14 protein-coding genes are annotated in these 14247 nt (G+C 61.5%); 11 read left to right on the top strand and 3 right to left on the bottom strand.

Features of this window, described 5'->3' with window-relative positions; genetic code table 11:
• The first annotated feature begins 9 nt into the window (after nt 1–9).
• The 4 genes from NKH83_RS17470 (at nt 10) to NKH83_RS17455 (ending at nt 2804) form a co-directional block, all read left to right on the top strand.
• The gene (locus NKH83_RS17470) at nt 10–432 is read left to right on the top strand and encodes a VOC family protein (protein WP_352806019.1); all 423 of its coding nucleotides are present in this window, start codon (nt 10–12) and stop codon (nt 430–432) included.
• Between the two features lie 77 nt (nt 433–509).
• Nucleotides 510–1031: a CoA-binding protein gene (locus NKH83_RS17465; RefSeq protein WP_254817595.1), complete on the top strand. Its 522-nt coding sequence runs from the start codon at nt 510–512 to the stop codon at nt 1029–1031.
• A 136-nt stretch (nt 1032–1167) separates the two neighbouring features.
• Nucleotides 1168–2448, top strand: coding sequence for an O-acetylhomoserine aminocarboxypropyltransferase (locus tag NKH83_RS17460; RefSeq protein WP_352806017.1), 1281 nt, complete (start codon nt 1168–1170; stop codon nt 2446–2448).
• 5 nt (nt 2449–2453) lie between these two features.
• Entirely contained in the window at nt 2454–2804 is a 351-nt protein-coding gene (locus tag NKH83_RS17455; protein WP_352806013.1) for a cupin domain-containing protein, read from the top strand.
• 34 nt (nt 2805–2838) lie between these two features.
• Here the strand turns inward: NKH83_RS17455 and NKH83_RS17450 are convergent, their stop codons facing one another.
• A complete protein-coding gene (locus NKH83_RS17450; protein ID WP_352806011.1) occupies nt 2839–4086 on the bottom strand; it encodes a cytochrome P450 in 1248 nt (415 codons plus the stop codon).
• Between the two features lie 97 nt (nt 4087–4183).
• Between NKH83_RS17450 and NKH83_RS17445 the strand changes: the two genes are divergently transcribed.
• Complete coding sequence (locus tag NKH83_RS17445; RefSeq protein WP_352806009.1) at nt 4184–5287, top strand: NAD(P)/FAD-dependent oxidoreductase; 1104 nt, start codon at nt 4184–4186, stop codon at nt 5285–5287.
• A gap of 4 nt (nt 5288–5291) precedes the next feature.
• Here NKH83_RS17445 and NKH83_RS17440 read toward each other — a convergent pair whose 3' ends face one another.
• Nucleotides 5292–5882, bottom strand: coding sequence for a hypothetical protein (locus tag NKH83_RS17440; RefSeq protein ID WP_352477314.1), 591 nt, complete (start codon nt 5880–5882; stop codon nt 5292–5294).
• 346 nt (nt 5883–6228) lie between these two features.
• Between NKH83_RS17440 and NKH83_RS17435 the strand changes: the two genes are divergently transcribed.
• The 4 genes from NKH83_RS17435 (at nt 6229) to NKH83_RS17420 (ending at nt 11598) form a co-directional block, all read left to right on the top strand.
• Entirely contained in the window at nt 6229–6858 is a 630-nt protein-coding gene (locus NKH83_RS17435; RefSeq protein WP_254817601.1) for an ATP-dependent Clp protease proteolytic subunit, read from the top strand.
• Between the two features lie 304 nt (nt 6859–7162).
• Nucleotides 7163–8437 carry an ATP-dependent Clp protease ATP-binding subunit ClpX gene (gene clpX / locus NKH83_RS17430; RefSeq protein ID WP_006332719.1) on the top strand — a complete coding sequence of 425 codons (1275 nt, stop codon included), beginning with the start codon at nt 7163–7165 and terminating at the stop codon, nt 8435–8437.
• Between the two features lie 280 nt (nt 8438–8717).
• The gene (lon, locus tag NKH83_RS17425) at nt 8718–11129 is read left to right on the top strand and encodes an endopeptidase La (protein WP_254817728.1); all 2412 of its coding nucleotides are present in this window, start codon (nt 8718–8720) and stop codon (nt 11127–11129) included.
• A 196-nt stretch (nt 11130–11325) separates the two neighbouring features.
• Complete coding sequence (locus NKH83_RS17420) at nt 11326–11598, top strand: HU family DNA-binding protein (protein ID WP_006201846.1); 273 nt, start codon at nt 11326–11328, stop codon at nt 11596–11598.
• A 74-nt stretch (nt 11599–11672) separates the two neighbouring features.
• Here NKH83_RS17420 and NKH83_RS17415 read toward each other — a convergent pair whose 3' ends face one another.
• The gene (locus NKH83_RS17415; protein ID WP_352806005.1) at nt 11673–12695 is read right to left on the bottom strand and encodes an aldo/keto reductase; all 1023 of its coding nucleotides are present in this window, start codon (nt 12693–12695) and stop codon (nt 11673–11675) included.
• Between the two features lie 184 nt (nt 12696–12879).
• Here NKH83_RS17415 and hxlB point away from each other — a divergent pair, with 184 nt between their 5' ends.
• Both hxlB and NKH83_RS17405 read left to right on the top strand, forming a co-directional pair.
• Nucleotides 12880–13446: a 6-phospho-3-hexuloisomerase gene (hxlB, locus tag NKH83_RS17410; RefSeq protein WP_352477319.1), complete on the top strand. Its 567-nt coding sequence runs from the start codon at nt 12880–12882 to the stop codon at nt 13444–13446.
• Nucleotides 13447–13451: 5 nt separating this feature from the next.
• Nucleotides 13452–14195, top strand: coding sequence for a creatininase family protein (locus NKH83_RS17405; protein WP_254817603.1), 744 nt, complete (start codon nt 13452–13454; stop codon nt 14193–14195).
• Nucleotides 14196–14247: the final 52 nt, after the last annotated feature.

The raw sequence follows: 14247 nt of genomic DNA, 5'->3' as shown, positions 1-14247 counted from the left end.
GAGGCGGATATGGAACCGCGCATCTCCATCATCACCATCGCCACGGACGATCTCGACCGCGCCGTGCGCTTCTACGAGGCGATGGGCCTGACGCGCCATGTCGGGATCACCGAGGGCGTTGCCTTCTTCCAGATGGGCGGCGCCATTCTCGGCCTGTTCCCGCGGCAAAGCGCCGAAGAGGATTCGGGCGTTACCTTCTCCAAGGCGCCGTCGGCGGTCTATCTCGCCTACAACACCCGCTCCGACGCCGAGGTCGATGCAGTGCTGGCGATGGCCGAGAAAGCCGGCGGCCGTATCGTCAAACCGGCTGGCCGCGCATTCTGGGGCGGCTGGTATGGCTATTTCGCCGATGCCGACGGGCATGTCTGGGAAGTCGCGCACAATCCGGCCTTTCCGATTGCGGAAGACGGAACGATCTCGCTGCCGGGCTGACGAGGTTCCCCTCTGGCCCATTGCAAGCCACTTGCTCGGCTGTTGGCACCTCACTCCGAAGCGCTGTATGACGAGGCATGAACCACGACGCCTACGACAACGCCTATATCGCCGGCATCCTTAATTCGGTGAAGACCATCGCCATGGTCGGCGCGTCGGCCAATGACGTGCGGCCGAGCTACTTTGTGCTGAAATATCTGCTCGGCAAGGGGTTTTCGGTGTTCCCGATCAATCCCGGCCAGGCCGGCAAGGAAATCCTCGGGCGGATGACCTATGCCAGGCTGGCCGATGTTCCAGAGCCAATCGACATGGTCGACGTCTTTCGCGGCTCCGTGGCAGTGCCGGGCATCGTCGAGGAGGTGTTGCGGCTCGATCCGCTGCCGAAGGTCATCTGGATGCAGCTTGGTGTGCGCAATGACGAGGCCGCCGCGCGCGCCGAGGCCGCCGGCATCAAGGTGGTGATGAACCGTTGCCCCAAGATCGAATACGGCAAGCTGTCCGGCGAGATCGGCTGGACCGGCGTCAATTCCGGCGTCTTGTCGTCGAAAAAGCCGCTGATGCGCCCGGGATTCCAGAGCTTCGGCGTTCGCCAGAAATAATCTTCCAGTTCTGCCGTATTTTTCCGCCAGCCCCGCCGCCGTTATCACGGGGAAGGGCATTTTCTTCTTTGCATTCGGAGCCGGGCTCCGCCAAGAATGCGGCGCGCTTTTCAGAAGGTTCAAAGGGAGGTTTTCGATGGCCCGCACGCCCGGTTTCAACACGCTCGCCGTCCATGCCGGCGCCAAGCCGGATCCGGCGACCGGCGCGCGAGCGACGCCGATTTACCAGACGACCTCCTTCGTCTTCGACGATGCCGACCATGCCGCCTCGCTGTTCGGGCTGAAGGCGTTCGGCAACATCTATACCCGCATCATGAACCCGACCCAGGCGGTGCTGGAAGAGCGCATCGCGGCACTCGAAGGCGGCACGGCAGGCCTTGCGGTCGCCTCCGGCCATGCCGCGCAGGTGCTGGTCTTCCACAATCTGATGCAGCCCGGCGACAATTTCGTTTCAGCGACAAAGCTTTACGGCGGCTCGATCAACCAGTTCGGTCATGCCTTCAAGAATTTCGGCTGGCAGGTGCGCTGGGCCGACACCAATGACATCTCGAGCTTCGAGAGCCAGATCGACGGCAGGACCAAGGCAATCTTCATCGAAAGCCTGGCCAATCCGGGCGGCGTCTTCGTCGACATCGAGAAGATCGGCGACGTTGCCCGCAAGCACGGCCTGCCACTGATCGTCGACAACACGCTGGCCTCGCCCTATCTGCTGCGGCCGATCGAACATGGCGCCGACATCGTCGTGCATTCGCTGACCAAGTTCATCGGCGGTCACGGCAATTCCATCGGCGGCGCCATCGTCGACGGCGGCACGTTCGATTGGTCGAAGTCGGGCAAATATCCGATGCTGTCGGAGCCGCGCCCCGAATATGGCGGCCTCGTCCTGCACGAAACCTTCGGTAATTTCGCCTTCGCCATTGCCGCCCGCGTGCTCGGGTTGCGCGATATCGGCGCGGCGATTTCGCCGTTCAATGCATTCCTTATCCTGACTGGCCTGGAAACCTTGCCGCTGAGGATGCAGCGCCACTGCGACAATGCGGCCGCAGTCGCCGGATGGCTTTCCAATCATTCCAAGGTCGCCTGGGTGTCCTATCCCGGCCTGCCTGACGACAAGAACAATGCGCTGCAGAAGAAGTACTCGCCGCTTGGCGCCGGCGCTGTGTTCACCTTTGGGCTGAAGGGCGGCTATGCGGCGGGCATCAAATTCGTGGAAGCGCTCGAATTGTTCTCGCACTTGGCCAATGTCGGCGACACCAAGTCGCTGGTCATCCACCCGGCATCGACCACGCATCGCCAGCTTTCCGACGAGCAGAAGATCAACGCGGGGGCAGGGCCGGACACAGTCAGGCTTTCGGTCGGTATCGAGGACGTCAACGACATCGTCGCCGATCTGGAACAGGCTCTCGCCAAGGTTTGATCGCCATGACCCCGCCGAAATTTCTTTCAGTCGGCGTCGACACCGTCGAACCGGAACTTGGCGCGCCGGCGCCGGATCGCCTGATTTCGGGCGATCCGAAGTTCCGCACCTGGAATGTCGAGGAACAGGACGGCGGCCTTTATGCCGGCGTCTGGGAAGCGACGTCAGGCAAATGGCGCATCGAATATGATGAGTGGGAGTTCTGCCACATCCTGTCAGGAGTTTCGGTGATCGCCGAAGACGGCGGCGATGCGCGCACTGTCAGGGCAGGCGACAGCTTCGTGCTGAGGCCGGGCTTTAAGGGCAGCTGGGAAGTGCTTGAAACGACTCGCAAGGAGTATGTGATCAAGCTTTGATCACCCCTGCGGCTGAGCCTGCCGGGCCGAATGCTCAAAAGCGCACGGCGAGCGTTTCCAGCCCATGGAAATGATAGGTGTCGCGCAAGCGCGGCTGTTCGGCAAGATGCAACTGCGGTAGCCGGTCGAACAGGGTTTTCAGCGACACCTGCAATTCGAGCCGGGCGAGCGGCGCGCCGATGCAGAAATGAATGCCGGCGCCGAACGATACGTTCTTCTGGTCGGCGCGGCCCGGCCTGAAGGCGAAGGGCTCGGCGAAGGCCACCGGGTCGTGATTGGCCATGCCGAGCAGCAGACCGATTGTCTCGCCCGGCTGGACGACGATACCAGGCCCGGCCTCGACCTTCTGATAGGCGTAGCGCGTGAACATGTGCAGCGGCGCGTCGAAGCGCAGGCACTCTTCGATCGTCGCGGCTGTTGCTTCCGGCGAGGTGAAGAAGCGTCGTGGGTCGCCGCCTTGTGCAAGGATCGAGCGCACCGCATTGCCGGTCTGGTGGACAGTTGCCTCATGGCCGGCATTGAGCAAAAGGATGGCCGAGGATACCAGCTCGTCCTCCGACAGTTTCTGGCCGTCCTCCTGTGCCGCAATCAGCAGCGACAGAAGATCCTCGCCTGGCCTCTTTCGTCGCTCGGCGACGTAGCCACGCAAAAAATCCGAAAAGTCCTGCGCCGCGCGATTGGCCGTCTCTTCGGTCTTGCGGGTGCGGCCGTGCATGTACATGGCGACCATCCGATGCGACCAGTCGAGCAGCTGCGGCCCCATGTCGACCGGCACGCCGAGCATCTCGGCAATGATGGTGATCGGCAAGGGAGCGGCGAGCGCCGGCAGCAGGTCGACTTCTCCTGGTTCGAAACGGTCGATCAATTCGTTGGCCAGCGCCTCGACGCGCGGCCTGAGCCGCTCGACCTGGCGCGAGACGAAGGCGCGGTTGACCAGCGTTCTGAGCCGTGTGTGGACAGGCGGCTCCAGCTCCAGCATCGAATTGGCCTCGACGCCGTCGAATGCGCTGAGATGCGTACGGTCCTGGCCGATGCCTCGGCTGTCCGGAATGCCGGCCGGGTTCTGGCGGCCGAAGCGGCGATCGCGCAGCAGACGGTTGACGTCGTCGAAGCCGCCAAAGCACCAGAAGCCAAATTCTTCCCAGAAGAAGGCGTTCGATGCACCGTGCAGGAAGGCGTAGGCTTCGTATGGATTCTGGAAAAAGGCCGGCTCGTGCGGATCGAGCCGCAGGCTGCGCGTGGCTGGATCAAAGGCAAGGTAGGGCGGCTTCAATTCGGTCATGCCAGATCATTAGCGCGGCTTGCCAGTCTGGTGCCAGACCGTATGTTGGCCCTGCCGTGAGGTGAGCCGCCGAAGCGATTGCGGAAGGACAGTTTTCATGAATGTGATCGTGGTCGGTGCAGGCATTGCCGGACTTTCGACGGCGTGGTCGCTGGTCAAGGCTGGTCACCTCGTCTCGATCGTCGAGCAGGGATCAATCCCCAATCCGCTCGCCGCCTCCGGCGACCACCATCGCATTATTCGCCGCGCCTACCGCGCCGGAACGGGCTACGGCCGGCTGATCACCGAAGCCTATGAGGCCTGGGACGAGATGTGGGCCGATCTCGGTGAAAGCCATCTCGATCCGCGCGGCTTCATCTGTATTTCGCGCGAGCCGGGAGATGAGGCGGAGGAATACCGCGAGGGCATGGAAGCGGGAAATTACCCGTTCGAATTGGTCGAGCCGGACGCCGCGGTCGAACGCTGGCCGTTCCTAGAACCTGGTTCATTCCGCTATGCATATTTTTCGCCGGACGGCGGCGCGCTGCACTGCCGCAAGATCGCTTCGGGCCTCGCCACGTGGCTGCGCGCGAACGGCGCCAATGTCTACGAAAACAGCAAGGTCGCCGAGATCGACGCCGACGCCGGACAGGTCGTGCTTGCGAGCGGCGAAACGATGCAGGCCGACTGGATCGTCGTCGCTGCCGGCGCCTGGGTCCTGAAACTGTTCCCGGAACTGGACGGCGAACTGAAAACCTGGCGCACCGCGCTCGCCTATGTCGAACCGCCGGCGGATTTGAAAGAAACGTGGCAGGCAGCGCCTGTCGTCCTCGACATTGGCGGCAGCGTCGACGGCTATGCAATCCCGCCGACAGGTGGCGCCGGCATGAAATTCGGCTCGGGCCTGCACAGGGTGCCGACCAGCGATGCCGACTGGAACCGCCAGCCGGTGCCGGGCGAAGGCGAGGCGATCCGCAACCTGTTTTCGCCGCCGATTGCCCGTATCGAGGAGTATAAGGTTACCGAAGTGGTCACCTGCGCCTACACCTTCACCGTCGACGAGAAGTTCCTGGCCCACCAGAAAGGCAAATGCCTGGTCGTCTCGGCCTGCTCCGGCCACGGCTACAAGTTCGGCGCGGCAGTCGGCAGAAAGGTTGCGGCCTGCGTCGGCAATGGCGATGTCGACGGCCTGAAGAAATGGCTCAGGGCCGAGGCGCCCTGAGCGCCTAGTATCGGCAATGCCTCGGAATATGCACGCGCCGCCAGCTCGACGAACCCTCCCTGACCACCACGCGGCGAGCCACTGTCTGATATGACGCCGGAATGTCGATGATGCGCCGCTGCTCCGGCCGCACCAGAACCTCTTCGGCGACGCTCTCGTATTCGGCGGGGAGGACAACGCGCCGCCGGCGTTCCGGCTCAACCACGACGATTTCGGCCACTCGTTCATAGCGTGCCTTGTGCCTGACCTTGCACAGCACCTTGCGGCCGTGGATGATGCGCCATTCCCAGGAATAGCCGCCGTCAGCAACCCTCACGGCGCGGTAGATGGTGCGGGTGATGGCGGGCACGATCTCGTAGCTGACACGCACCGGCGCGATCTGCACCACGCGCTCGCGCGTTCCGTAGATTGGCGCCTCGTATTCCACCTGCTGGCCGGCTGGGCTGACGAGCACGTCCTCATAGACCGTGTCGTAGACGGCCGGCCGGTTGACCTGCTCGTAGCATTCGACCGCGCGTCCGCCGGCAGCCGTTTCGGACGCCATGCCGAGAACGGTAATGCCGGTAAGGGCCGAGGAAGCAGCTTTCCTGATCATCGCACTCCCCCTGTTTGAACTGCATGAAGCGAGTTCAACGTTGAATTGTAGGGTAAGCCGTGGCTGGAAAAAGCGGTTTCACCACTTTTCGTTAAGCGATGCGGTTAAGAAAACGCTAAACGCCGGCCAGGCATGAGCGACCTTCCGACGGCAGGAGAGGGCTGCCGGCACGGCGACGGGCGAAACTTGCCTTGGAAACCTTGATTCGACTTAACCGGATGGCTAGGAGAGGCGGCCTTGCGCTAGGGTGAGCCGGCATCCTATTTACACAATAACGATCCAGAACCGATTCTGCCCGATTGCAAATCTCCGGCGCCGGAATCCCATCCTCAAAAAGGGATAGTCCATGAAGAACCCCGTCGAAACCTACATGAACCTCGTTCCGATGGTGGTCGAACAGACCAATCGCGGCGAGCGGGCCTACGACATTTTCTCGCGGCTCCTCAAGGAGCGCATCATTTTCATCACCGGCCCGGTCGAGGACGGCATGGCGACGCTGGTCTGCGCGCAACTGCTGTTCCTCGAAGCGGAGAATCCGAAGAAAGAAATCAACCTCTATATCAACTCGCCCGGCGGCGTCGTCACCTCCGGCATGGCGATCTACGATACCATGCAGTTCATCAAGCCCGCCGTGTCGACGCTCTGCATCGGCCAGGCCGCATCGATGGGTTCGCTGCTCCTGACTGCCGGCCACAAGGACATGCGCTTTGCTACGCCGAATGCCCGCATCATGGTCCACCAGCCTTCCGGCGGCTTCCAGGGCCAGGCCTCCGACATCGAGCGCCATGCCCAGGATATCATCAAGCTGAAGCGCCGCCTCAACGAGGTTTACGTCAAGCACACCGGCAAGAGCTACGATGAGATTGAAAGAACGCTCGACCGTGACCATTTCATGACTGCCGACGAGGCCAGGGATTTCGGCCTCATCGACAAGGTCATTTCGTCACGTGAGCCGGTCGAAGGTATTGCCTTATAGTCCCGCGGTGGCCCTGCGGTGGCAATGAGTGGCGGGATTACGCGCTTTTGGCGCAGCTTGCGGCATTTCGGCCACAATTGGCTGTTCCCTCGACGGGTGCAATTGCCTACGTTAAGGCTATGTTGATTTTCGACGGCTTAGCTTTGCGTGGGGTTGTTCGAATCATTGCCCCGTTTTCCGATTTGTGTTTCGTACGGAATGCGTTGCGGGAGCCGGGGCACTGGCGGCAGCGGATTCCCGCGATAGATTGAATATGCGCCCTTTCAACCAGACCATCGGCGGGCGGCCATGAAAGGACAGGAAAATGAGCAAGGTCGGCAACAACAGCGGTGATTCCAAGAACACGCTTTATTGCTCGTTTTGCGGCAAAAGCCAGCACGAAGTGCGCAAGCTGATCGCCGGGCCGACGGTGTTCATCTGCGACGAATGCGTCGAACTGTGCATGGACATCATCCGCGAAGAGAACAAGACCTCGATGGTGAAGTCGCGCGAGGGCGTGCCGACACCGCAGGAAATCCTCAAGGTTCTCGACGACTACGTCATCGGCCAGCCCTACGCCAAGCGCGTGCTGTCGGTGGCCGTCCACAACCACTACAAGCGCCTCGCCCATGCCGGCAAGAACAACGATGTCGAGCTGGCGAAGTCGAACATCCTGCTGATCGGCCCGACCGGCTGCGGCAAGACGCTGCTGGCGCAGACGCTGGCCCGCATCATCGACGTCCCCTTCACCATGGCCGACGCGACGACGCTGACCGAAGCCGGTTATGTCGGCGAGGACGTCGAGAACATCATCCTGAAGCTGTTGCAGTCGGCCGACTACAATGTCGAGCGCGCCCAGCGCGGCATCGTCTATATCGACGAGATCGACAAAATCTCGCGCAAGTCGGACAACCCGTCGATCACCCGTGACGTATCGGGCGAGGGCGTGCAGCAGGCACTTTTGAAGATCATGGAAGGCACTGTCGCCTCCGTGCCGCCGCAGGGCGGCAGAAAGCATCCGCAGCAGGAATTTCTGCAGGTCGACACCGCCAACATCCTATTTATCTGCGGCGGCGCTTTCGCCGGGCTGGACAAGATCATCTCGGATCGCGGCAGGAAGACCTCGATCGGTTTCGGCGCTATCGTCGCTTCGCCCGAGGATCGCCGCACCGGCGATGTTTTCCGCCTGGTCGAGCCTGAGGACCTCTTGAAGTTTGGCCTCATTCCCGAGTTCGTCGGCCGTCTGCCTGTCTTGGCGACGCTGGAGGATCTCGACGAGCCGGCACTGATCCAAATCCTGACCGAGCCGAAGAACGCGCTGGTCAAGCAGTATCAGCGGCTGTTCGAGATGGAAAATGTCGACCTGACCTTCCACGAGAACGCGCTCTCGGCCATCGCCAAGCGCGCCATCGAGCGCAAGACCGGCGCACGCGGCCTGCGTTCGATCATGGAAGCGATCTTGCTCGACACCATGTTCGAGCTGCCGGCACTGGAAGGCGTGCGCGAAGTGGTTATTTCGGAAGAGGTGGTGTCAGGCAACGCCAGGCCGCTCTACATCTATTCCGAGCAGAAGGAGAAGAAGGGCAACGTCAGCGCCTGACGTGAGCCGGCAATGGATTTTTCTGAAACGGCGCCGCGGGGCGCCGTTTTGCTGTCGCATACCGCGCATGGCGCCGCGTGCTGAGTGCGGATTGGAGGTACGGACCGTGTTGACCCTTGATCTTTACCCTCAGTGCCTCCAACTAGAGGCAGAAGGCCGTGGTGCCGAATTCTGTGCTGTAAAACTCCCGTCACAAACGGTGGTAGGCGGAACGATCCTCGGTCGTTAATATGAGATTCGCGGTTGGCCGATTGGCGGCCGCGACATGAAAGGTTGGACAATGGCCAAATTATCCAAGGCTCCCAGCGACGGCGTCTTCGCAGTCCTCCCACTGCGCGACATCGTGGTGTTCCCGCACATGATCGTTCCGCTCTTTGTCGGGCGTGAAAAGTCGATCAAGGCGCTGGAAGAAGTGATGGGTCAGGAAAGACAGATCCTGCTCGCGACCCAGATGAATGCTGCCGACGACGATCCGGAGCCCGATGCGATCTTTGACATCGGCACGCTCGCCAATGTGCTGCAATTGCTGAAACTGCCGGACGGCACCGTGAAGGTGCTGGTCGAAGGTGCCTCGCGCGCGAAGATCGTCGCGTTCACCGACCGTCCCGACTTCCATGAAGCCCGTGCTGCGGCGCTGGTCGAACCGGATGAGGAAGAGGTCGAGGTCGAGGCGCTGGCGCGTTCGGTGGTCACCGACTTCGAGAACTACGTCAAGCTGAACAAGAAGATCTCGCCCGAAGTGGTGGGTGCCGCCAGCCAGATCGACGACTATTCCAAGCTCGCCGACACGGTCGCTTCGCATCTTGCCATCAAGATCCCCGAGAAGCAGGAAATGCTCGCCACGCTGTCCGTCAAGGAACGGCTGGAAAAGGCGATGGGGTTCATGGAAGCCGAAATCTCGGTGCTGCAGGTCGAGAAGCGCATCCGCTCGCGCGTCAAGCGCCAGATGGAGAAGACACAGCGCGAATACTACCTCAACGAGCAGATGAAGGCGATCCAGAAGGAGCTCGGCGAGGGCGAGGACGGCCGCGACGAGGCCGCCGAGATCGAGGCGCGTATCAAGAAGACCAAGCTTTCCAAGGAGGCCCGCGAAAAGGCGGAAGCCGAACTGAAGAAGCTGCGGACGATGTCGCCGATGTCGGCTGAATCGACCGTGGTGCGCAACTATCTCGACTGGCTGCTGTCGATCCCGTGGGGCAGGAACTCCAAGGTCAAGCAGGATCTGGCCTTTGCCCAGAACGTGCTCGATACGGATCATTTCGGCCTCGACAAGGTCAAGGACCGCATCGTCGAATACCTCGCCGTGCAGAGCCGCCAGAAGAAGCTGAAGGGGCCGATCCTGTGCCTCGTCGGACCTCCCGGTGTCGGCAAGACCTCGCTCGGCAAGTCGATCGCCAAGGCGACCGGTCGCGAGTTCATCCGCATGGCGCTGGGCGGCGTGCGCGACGAGGCCGAGATCCGCGGTCACCGGCGCACCTACATCGGCTCGATGCCCGGCAAGGTCATCCAGTCGATGAAGAAGGCGAAGAAATCCAATCCGCTCTTCCTGCTCGACGAGATCGACAAGATGGGCCAGGATTTCCGCGGCGATCCGTCATCGGCTTTGCTCGAGGTGCTCGATCCCGAGCAGAACTCGACGTTCATGGACCATTACCTCGAGGTCGAATACGACCTGTCGAGCGTGATGTTCGTGACGACGGCGAACACGCTGAACATCCCTGCGCCCTTGATGGACCGCATGGAGATCATCCGTATCGCCGGTTATACCGAGGACGAGAAGATCGAAATCGCCAAGCGTCACCTGATGCCCAAGGTGATCCGCGACCACGCGTTGCAGCCGAAGGAGTTCTCCGTCGGCGAGGACGCGATCCGCGGCATCATCCAGACCTACACCCGTGAAGCGGGCGTCAGGAGCCTGGAGCGCGAGCTGATGAAGCTCGGGCGCAAGGCGGTGACCGAGATCCTGAAGACGAAGAAGAAGACGATCAACATCACGGCGGACAATCTTGCCGATTACCTTGGTGTTCCGCGCTTCCGCTTCGGCCAGGTCGAGAGCGACGATCAGGTCGGCGTGGTCACCGGGCTCGCCTGGACGGAAGTCGGCGGCGAGCTGTTGACGGTGGAAGGCGTCATGATGCCCGGCAAGGGCCGCATGACCGTGACCGGCAATCTGCGCGACGTGATGAAGGAATCGATCTCTGCGGCGGCCTCTTACGTCCGCTCGCGGGCCATCGATTTCGGCGTCGAGCCGCCGCTGTTCGACAAGCGCGATATCCACGTCCACGTGCCGGAGGGCGCAACCCCGAAGGACGGACCGTCTGCTGGCGTGGCGATGGCGACGGCAATCGTTTCGGTGCTGACCGGTATCCCGGTCAGGGCCGATGTGGCGATGACCGGCGAGATCACGCTGCGCGGAAGGGTGCTGCCGATCGGCGGCCTTAAGGAAAAGCTGCTTGCCGCACTGCGCGGCGGCATCAAGAAGGTGCTGATCCCGGAAGAGAACGCCAAGGATCTGGCGGAGATTCCGGAAAACGTGAAGAGCGGCATGGAAATCATTCCGGTCTCACGCGTCGGTGAAGTGTTGCGCCATGCGCTGGTGCGTATGCCGGAACCGATCCAGTGGGTCGAACCCGTTAATGCGCCGGCCGTGGTCGATGTCGCAGACGAAGCTGGTAAATCGCTGGCGCATTAGCGCTTGCTAAAGTTGCAATGCACAAAGAGAGAGCCGGGCCTTGAGCCCGGCTTTTTCATGTGAAGAACCGCAGATTTCCGGGCTTTTTTCAACTTTCTTGGCGCTTTTCGACTTGGTTGCCGGGGCGCTTCTTTCTAAAGTCCGTTTCCTGCCGGATGAGTCGAGTGTTCCGGTTTTCTCATGGAAGGGAATTTTTATGAACAAGAACGAACTGGTATCCGCTGTCGCCGATGCCGCGAGTATTTCGAAGGGTGACGCGCAGTCGGCGGTTGATGCGGTGTTTTCCGTCATCACCGGCGAACTGAAAAAGGGCGGCGATGTCCGGCTTGTCGGCTTCGGAAATTTCACCGTGTCAAAACGCGCCGCGTCGACCGGCCGCAATCCGCAGACCGGTGCGGAAGTGAAGATCCCGGCGCGCACCGTGCCGAAGTTCTCGGCCGGCAAGGGCCTCAAGGACGCGGTCAACTAAGCGCCTCCTTAAGTCTTTCAGAGAAAAGAAGAACCGGCATATCCGGTTTTTCTTTTCTGTTGGAAAGGGCGGCGCTACGCCGTCGGCGCGTCCGTGCGCATCAAGCCTTCTTTCTTGAGATCGGCCCAAAGCGCCGATGGCAGCTTCGCGTCGAGCAGCGAGCGATTGCTTTCGACTTCGCCAGGCCGCTGGCCGCCGGGGATTACCGAGACGACGGAAGGATGCAGCAGCGGGAACTGCAGCGCCGCCTCGATCAGGCGCGCGCCGTGGCGCTTGCAGACGGCCTCGATACGGGTGACGCGGTCGATGATGTCCTGCGGCGCCTTCGAATAGTTGTAGTAGGCGCCGGGCTTCGGCCCGGTTGCCAGGATGCCGGAATTGTAAGGCCCGCCGAGAACGATGCCGATGCCGCGTTGCTGGCATAGCGGCAGGAAAGACTGCAGCGCCTCCTGCTCCAGCAGCGTGTAGCGCCCGGCAAGCAGGAACAGATCGAAATCGCCGCGCTCGGCCAGCGTCTGGGCAACCTGCCACTCGTTGATGCCGCCGCCGAACGCCTTGACCACGCCCTGGTCGCGCAATGCCAGCAATCCATAGTAGCCGGAACTCATGAATTCCTGGATGCGCTGGTCCGAGGCTTCCTTGCTGCCATGCGTGAAGATGTCGACATCGTGCACGAAGAGGATGTCGATGCGGTCGACACCGAGCCGTTCCAGCGAGGCCTCGAAGGAGCGCATGATACCGTCATAGCTATAGTCGTAGACCTCGCGGCGCGAAGGGGTGTCGAAGAATTTGCCGATGCCGGTGCGCTGATCCGGCGGACAGGCGCGCATGATGCGTCCGACTTTACTGGACAGCACGTAGTCGTCGCGCTTCTTCGAACGCAGGAACGGATTGAGCCGCGTTTCGGCTAGGCCTAGCCCATAAAGCGGCGCGGTGTCGAAGTAGCGGCAGCCGACCCGCCATGCCGCCTCCAGCGTGGCATTGGCATCCTCGTCTGAGACGGCGCGGTAGAGATTGCCGAGCGGCGCGGTGCCGAAGCCGAGCTCGGTGAAGATGATGCCGCCATTGCCGATGCGGTCGAAATGCCGTGTCTTCATATACAGTCGTTTCCTCATTTGCGATTTGCCGTGACACTATCACGGCTGTGGCACATCAAAAGCACTGCGTGTCGTTGGACACCGATTTTCGCGGTGATAGCATGAATGAAAACAAGCTGTTCGGGGCCGATGTGACTGACATATTCAAGTGGTTCTCCGGCAACTGCAAGCTGGTGCAAATGTCATGAGGGACGCCGGCGAAAACCTGTTTGGGATTGCGCTGAACGAGCTTGGTACCGTTCTGGAACGTATCGACGAAAGCCGCATCGACGCCGCTTGCGCCATCTTGGCGGGCGCGAGAAAGATCGTCACCTATGGCTGCGGCCGCGAGGCGCTGCAGGTCAAGGGTTTTGCCATGCGGCTCTATCACCTCGGTCTGCCGGTTTCGGTTGTCGGCGATATGACGACGCCGCCGCTGGGCGCGGGCGATGTCTTCCTCGCCAGTTCCGGCCCGGGCGAGACCTCGACGGTGCTGACTTTGATGCGGGTAGCGCGCGAGGCCGGTGCCACAGTCCTGCTGCTCACCGCGCAATCCGACAGCACTGCCGCGAAGCTGGCCGACTTCACACTGCATATCCCGGCTCAGACTATGGCCAACGACCAGGGCCCGGAAAAGACGTCCGTGCTGCCGATGGGCTCGGTCTTCGAAGGCGCGCTGTTCGTTCTCTTCGAAGTGATGGTGCTGAAGCTCCGGGACCTGACCGGCGTCTCGCCTGAAGCGATGCGCGCCCGCCACACCAATATGGAGTAGTTGTCATGCGGTACGAATTGATGCTGCCGCACCAGATCCGCAAGGCGATCGTCGAGAACCGGCCGGTCGTGTTGCCGCTCGGTGTGCTTGAATACCATGGCGAGCACATGGCCGTCGGCATGGACACGCTGGCGGTGATCAAGAGCCTGGAGCTGTTCGAAAAAGAAGCCGAGATCGTCATTCTGCCGCCCTTCTATTACGGCGCGGCGAGCTATGCGGTTGCAGCACCGGAGGGCAGTGGTTCGGTGCAGGTCGGCGGCAATGTGCTGGCGCCATTTGCGGAAGAATTGTTCTACAGCCTGCTGCGTATCGGCTTCCGCAACATCCACGCCATCATTCACCACCAGACCGAAAATTTTGCTGCCGGCATGCCAACCGATCTCGCCTTCAAGGCCGCCGGCCGGCAGGCGATCTTCCGCTTCCTGGAGAAAGAACGTGGCGAAGGCTGGTGGGGCTCTGCGGCGATGGCCGACTATTATGCCGAGCACGCCGAGGGCAGCAATTTCTTCAACTGGGTGCAGGTGCATCCGCTGATGCCGGCTTCAATGCACACCCAATACCCGTTTGACCATGCCGGCATCGGCGAGACGTCGCTGATGCTGGCGTTGTGCCCGGAAGCGGTCGATGCCGACCGCTTCGCCGACAACACCGGCTGGTACACGGCAAGTGCTTCCGAAGCCTCGGCCGAATTGGGGCAAAAAGGGATCGCCATGATCCTCGATCATTTGCGGGCAACCCTTTCGGGTTAGCGCGGTTTTCCCTCTCCCCTTGTTGTTCCCTTGTTGTGGAAGAAGGGAAGGC

Source organism: Mesorhizobium sp. M0909 (assembly GCF_040319515.1).
Lineage (GTDB): Bacteria > Pseudomonadota > Alphaproteobacteria > Rhizobiales > Rhizobiaceae > Mesorhizobium.
The sequence above is the reverse complement of the archived record's forward strand: the minus strand, read 5'-3'. Positions and strand labels throughout refer to the sequence as shown.

What these genes read in the sequence shown, in the direction of transcription:
- hxlB (WP_352477319.1), top strand. Translation starts at nt 12,880, where the DNA reads ATGAGGGACGCCGGCGAAAACCTGTTTGGGATTGCGCTGAACGAGCTT.
- NKH83_RS17405 (WP_254817603.1), top strand. Translation starts at nt 13,452, where the DNA reads ATGCGGTACGAATTGATGCTGCCGCACCAGATCCGCAAGGCGATCGTC.
- NKH83_RS17445 (WP_352806009.1), top strand. Translation starts at nt 4,184, where the DNA reads ATGAATGTGATCGTGGTCGGTGCAGGCATTGCCGGACTTTCGACGGCG.
- NKH83_RS17440 (WP_352477314.1), bottom strand. Translation starts at nt 5,882, where the DNA reads ATGATCAGGAAAGCTGCTTCCTCGGCCCTTACCGGCATTACCGTTCTC.
- NKH83_RS17455 (WP_352806013.1), top strand. Translation starts at nt 2,454, where the DNA reads ATGACCCCGCCGAAATTTCTTTCAGTCGGCGTCGACACCGTCGAACCG.
- lon (WP_254817728.1), top strand. Translation starts at nt 8,718, where the DNA reads ATGGCCAAATTATCCAAGGCTCCCAGCGACGGCGTCTTCGCAGTCCTC.
- clpX (WP_006332719.1), top strand. Translation starts at nt 7,163, where the DNA reads ATGAGCAAGGTCGGCAACAACAGCGGTGATTCCAAGAACACGCTTTAT.
- NKH83_RS17450 (WP_352806011.1), bottom strand. Translation starts at nt 4,086, where the DNA reads ATGACCGAATTGAAGCCGCCCTACCTTGCCTTTGATCCAGCCACGCGC.
- NKH83_RS17415 (WP_352806005.1), bottom strand. Translation starts at nt 12,695, where the DNA reads ATGAAGACACGGCATTTCGACCGCATCGGCAATGGCGGCATCATCTTC.
- NKH83_RS17470 (WP_352806019.1), top strand. Translation starts at nt 10, where the DNA reads ATGGAACCGCGCATCTCCATCATCACCATCGCCACGGACGATCTCGAC.
- NKH83_RS17460 (WP_352806017.1), top strand. Translation starts at nt 1,168, where the DNA reads ATGGCCCGCACGCCCGGTTTCAACACGCTCGCCGTCCATGCCGGCGCC.
- NKH83_RS17435 (WP_254817601.1), top strand. Translation starts at nt 6,229, where the DNA reads ATGAAGAACCCCGTCGAAACCTACATGAACCTCGTTCCGATGGTGGTC.
- NKH83_RS17420 (WP_006201846.1), top strand. Translation starts at nt 11,326, where the DNA reads ATGAACAAGAACGAACTGGTATCCGCTGTCGCCGATGCCGCGAGTATT.
- NKH83_RS17465 (WP_254817595.1), top strand. Translation starts at nt 510, where the DNA reads ATGAACCACGACGCCTACGACAACGCCTATATCGCCGGCATCCTTAAT.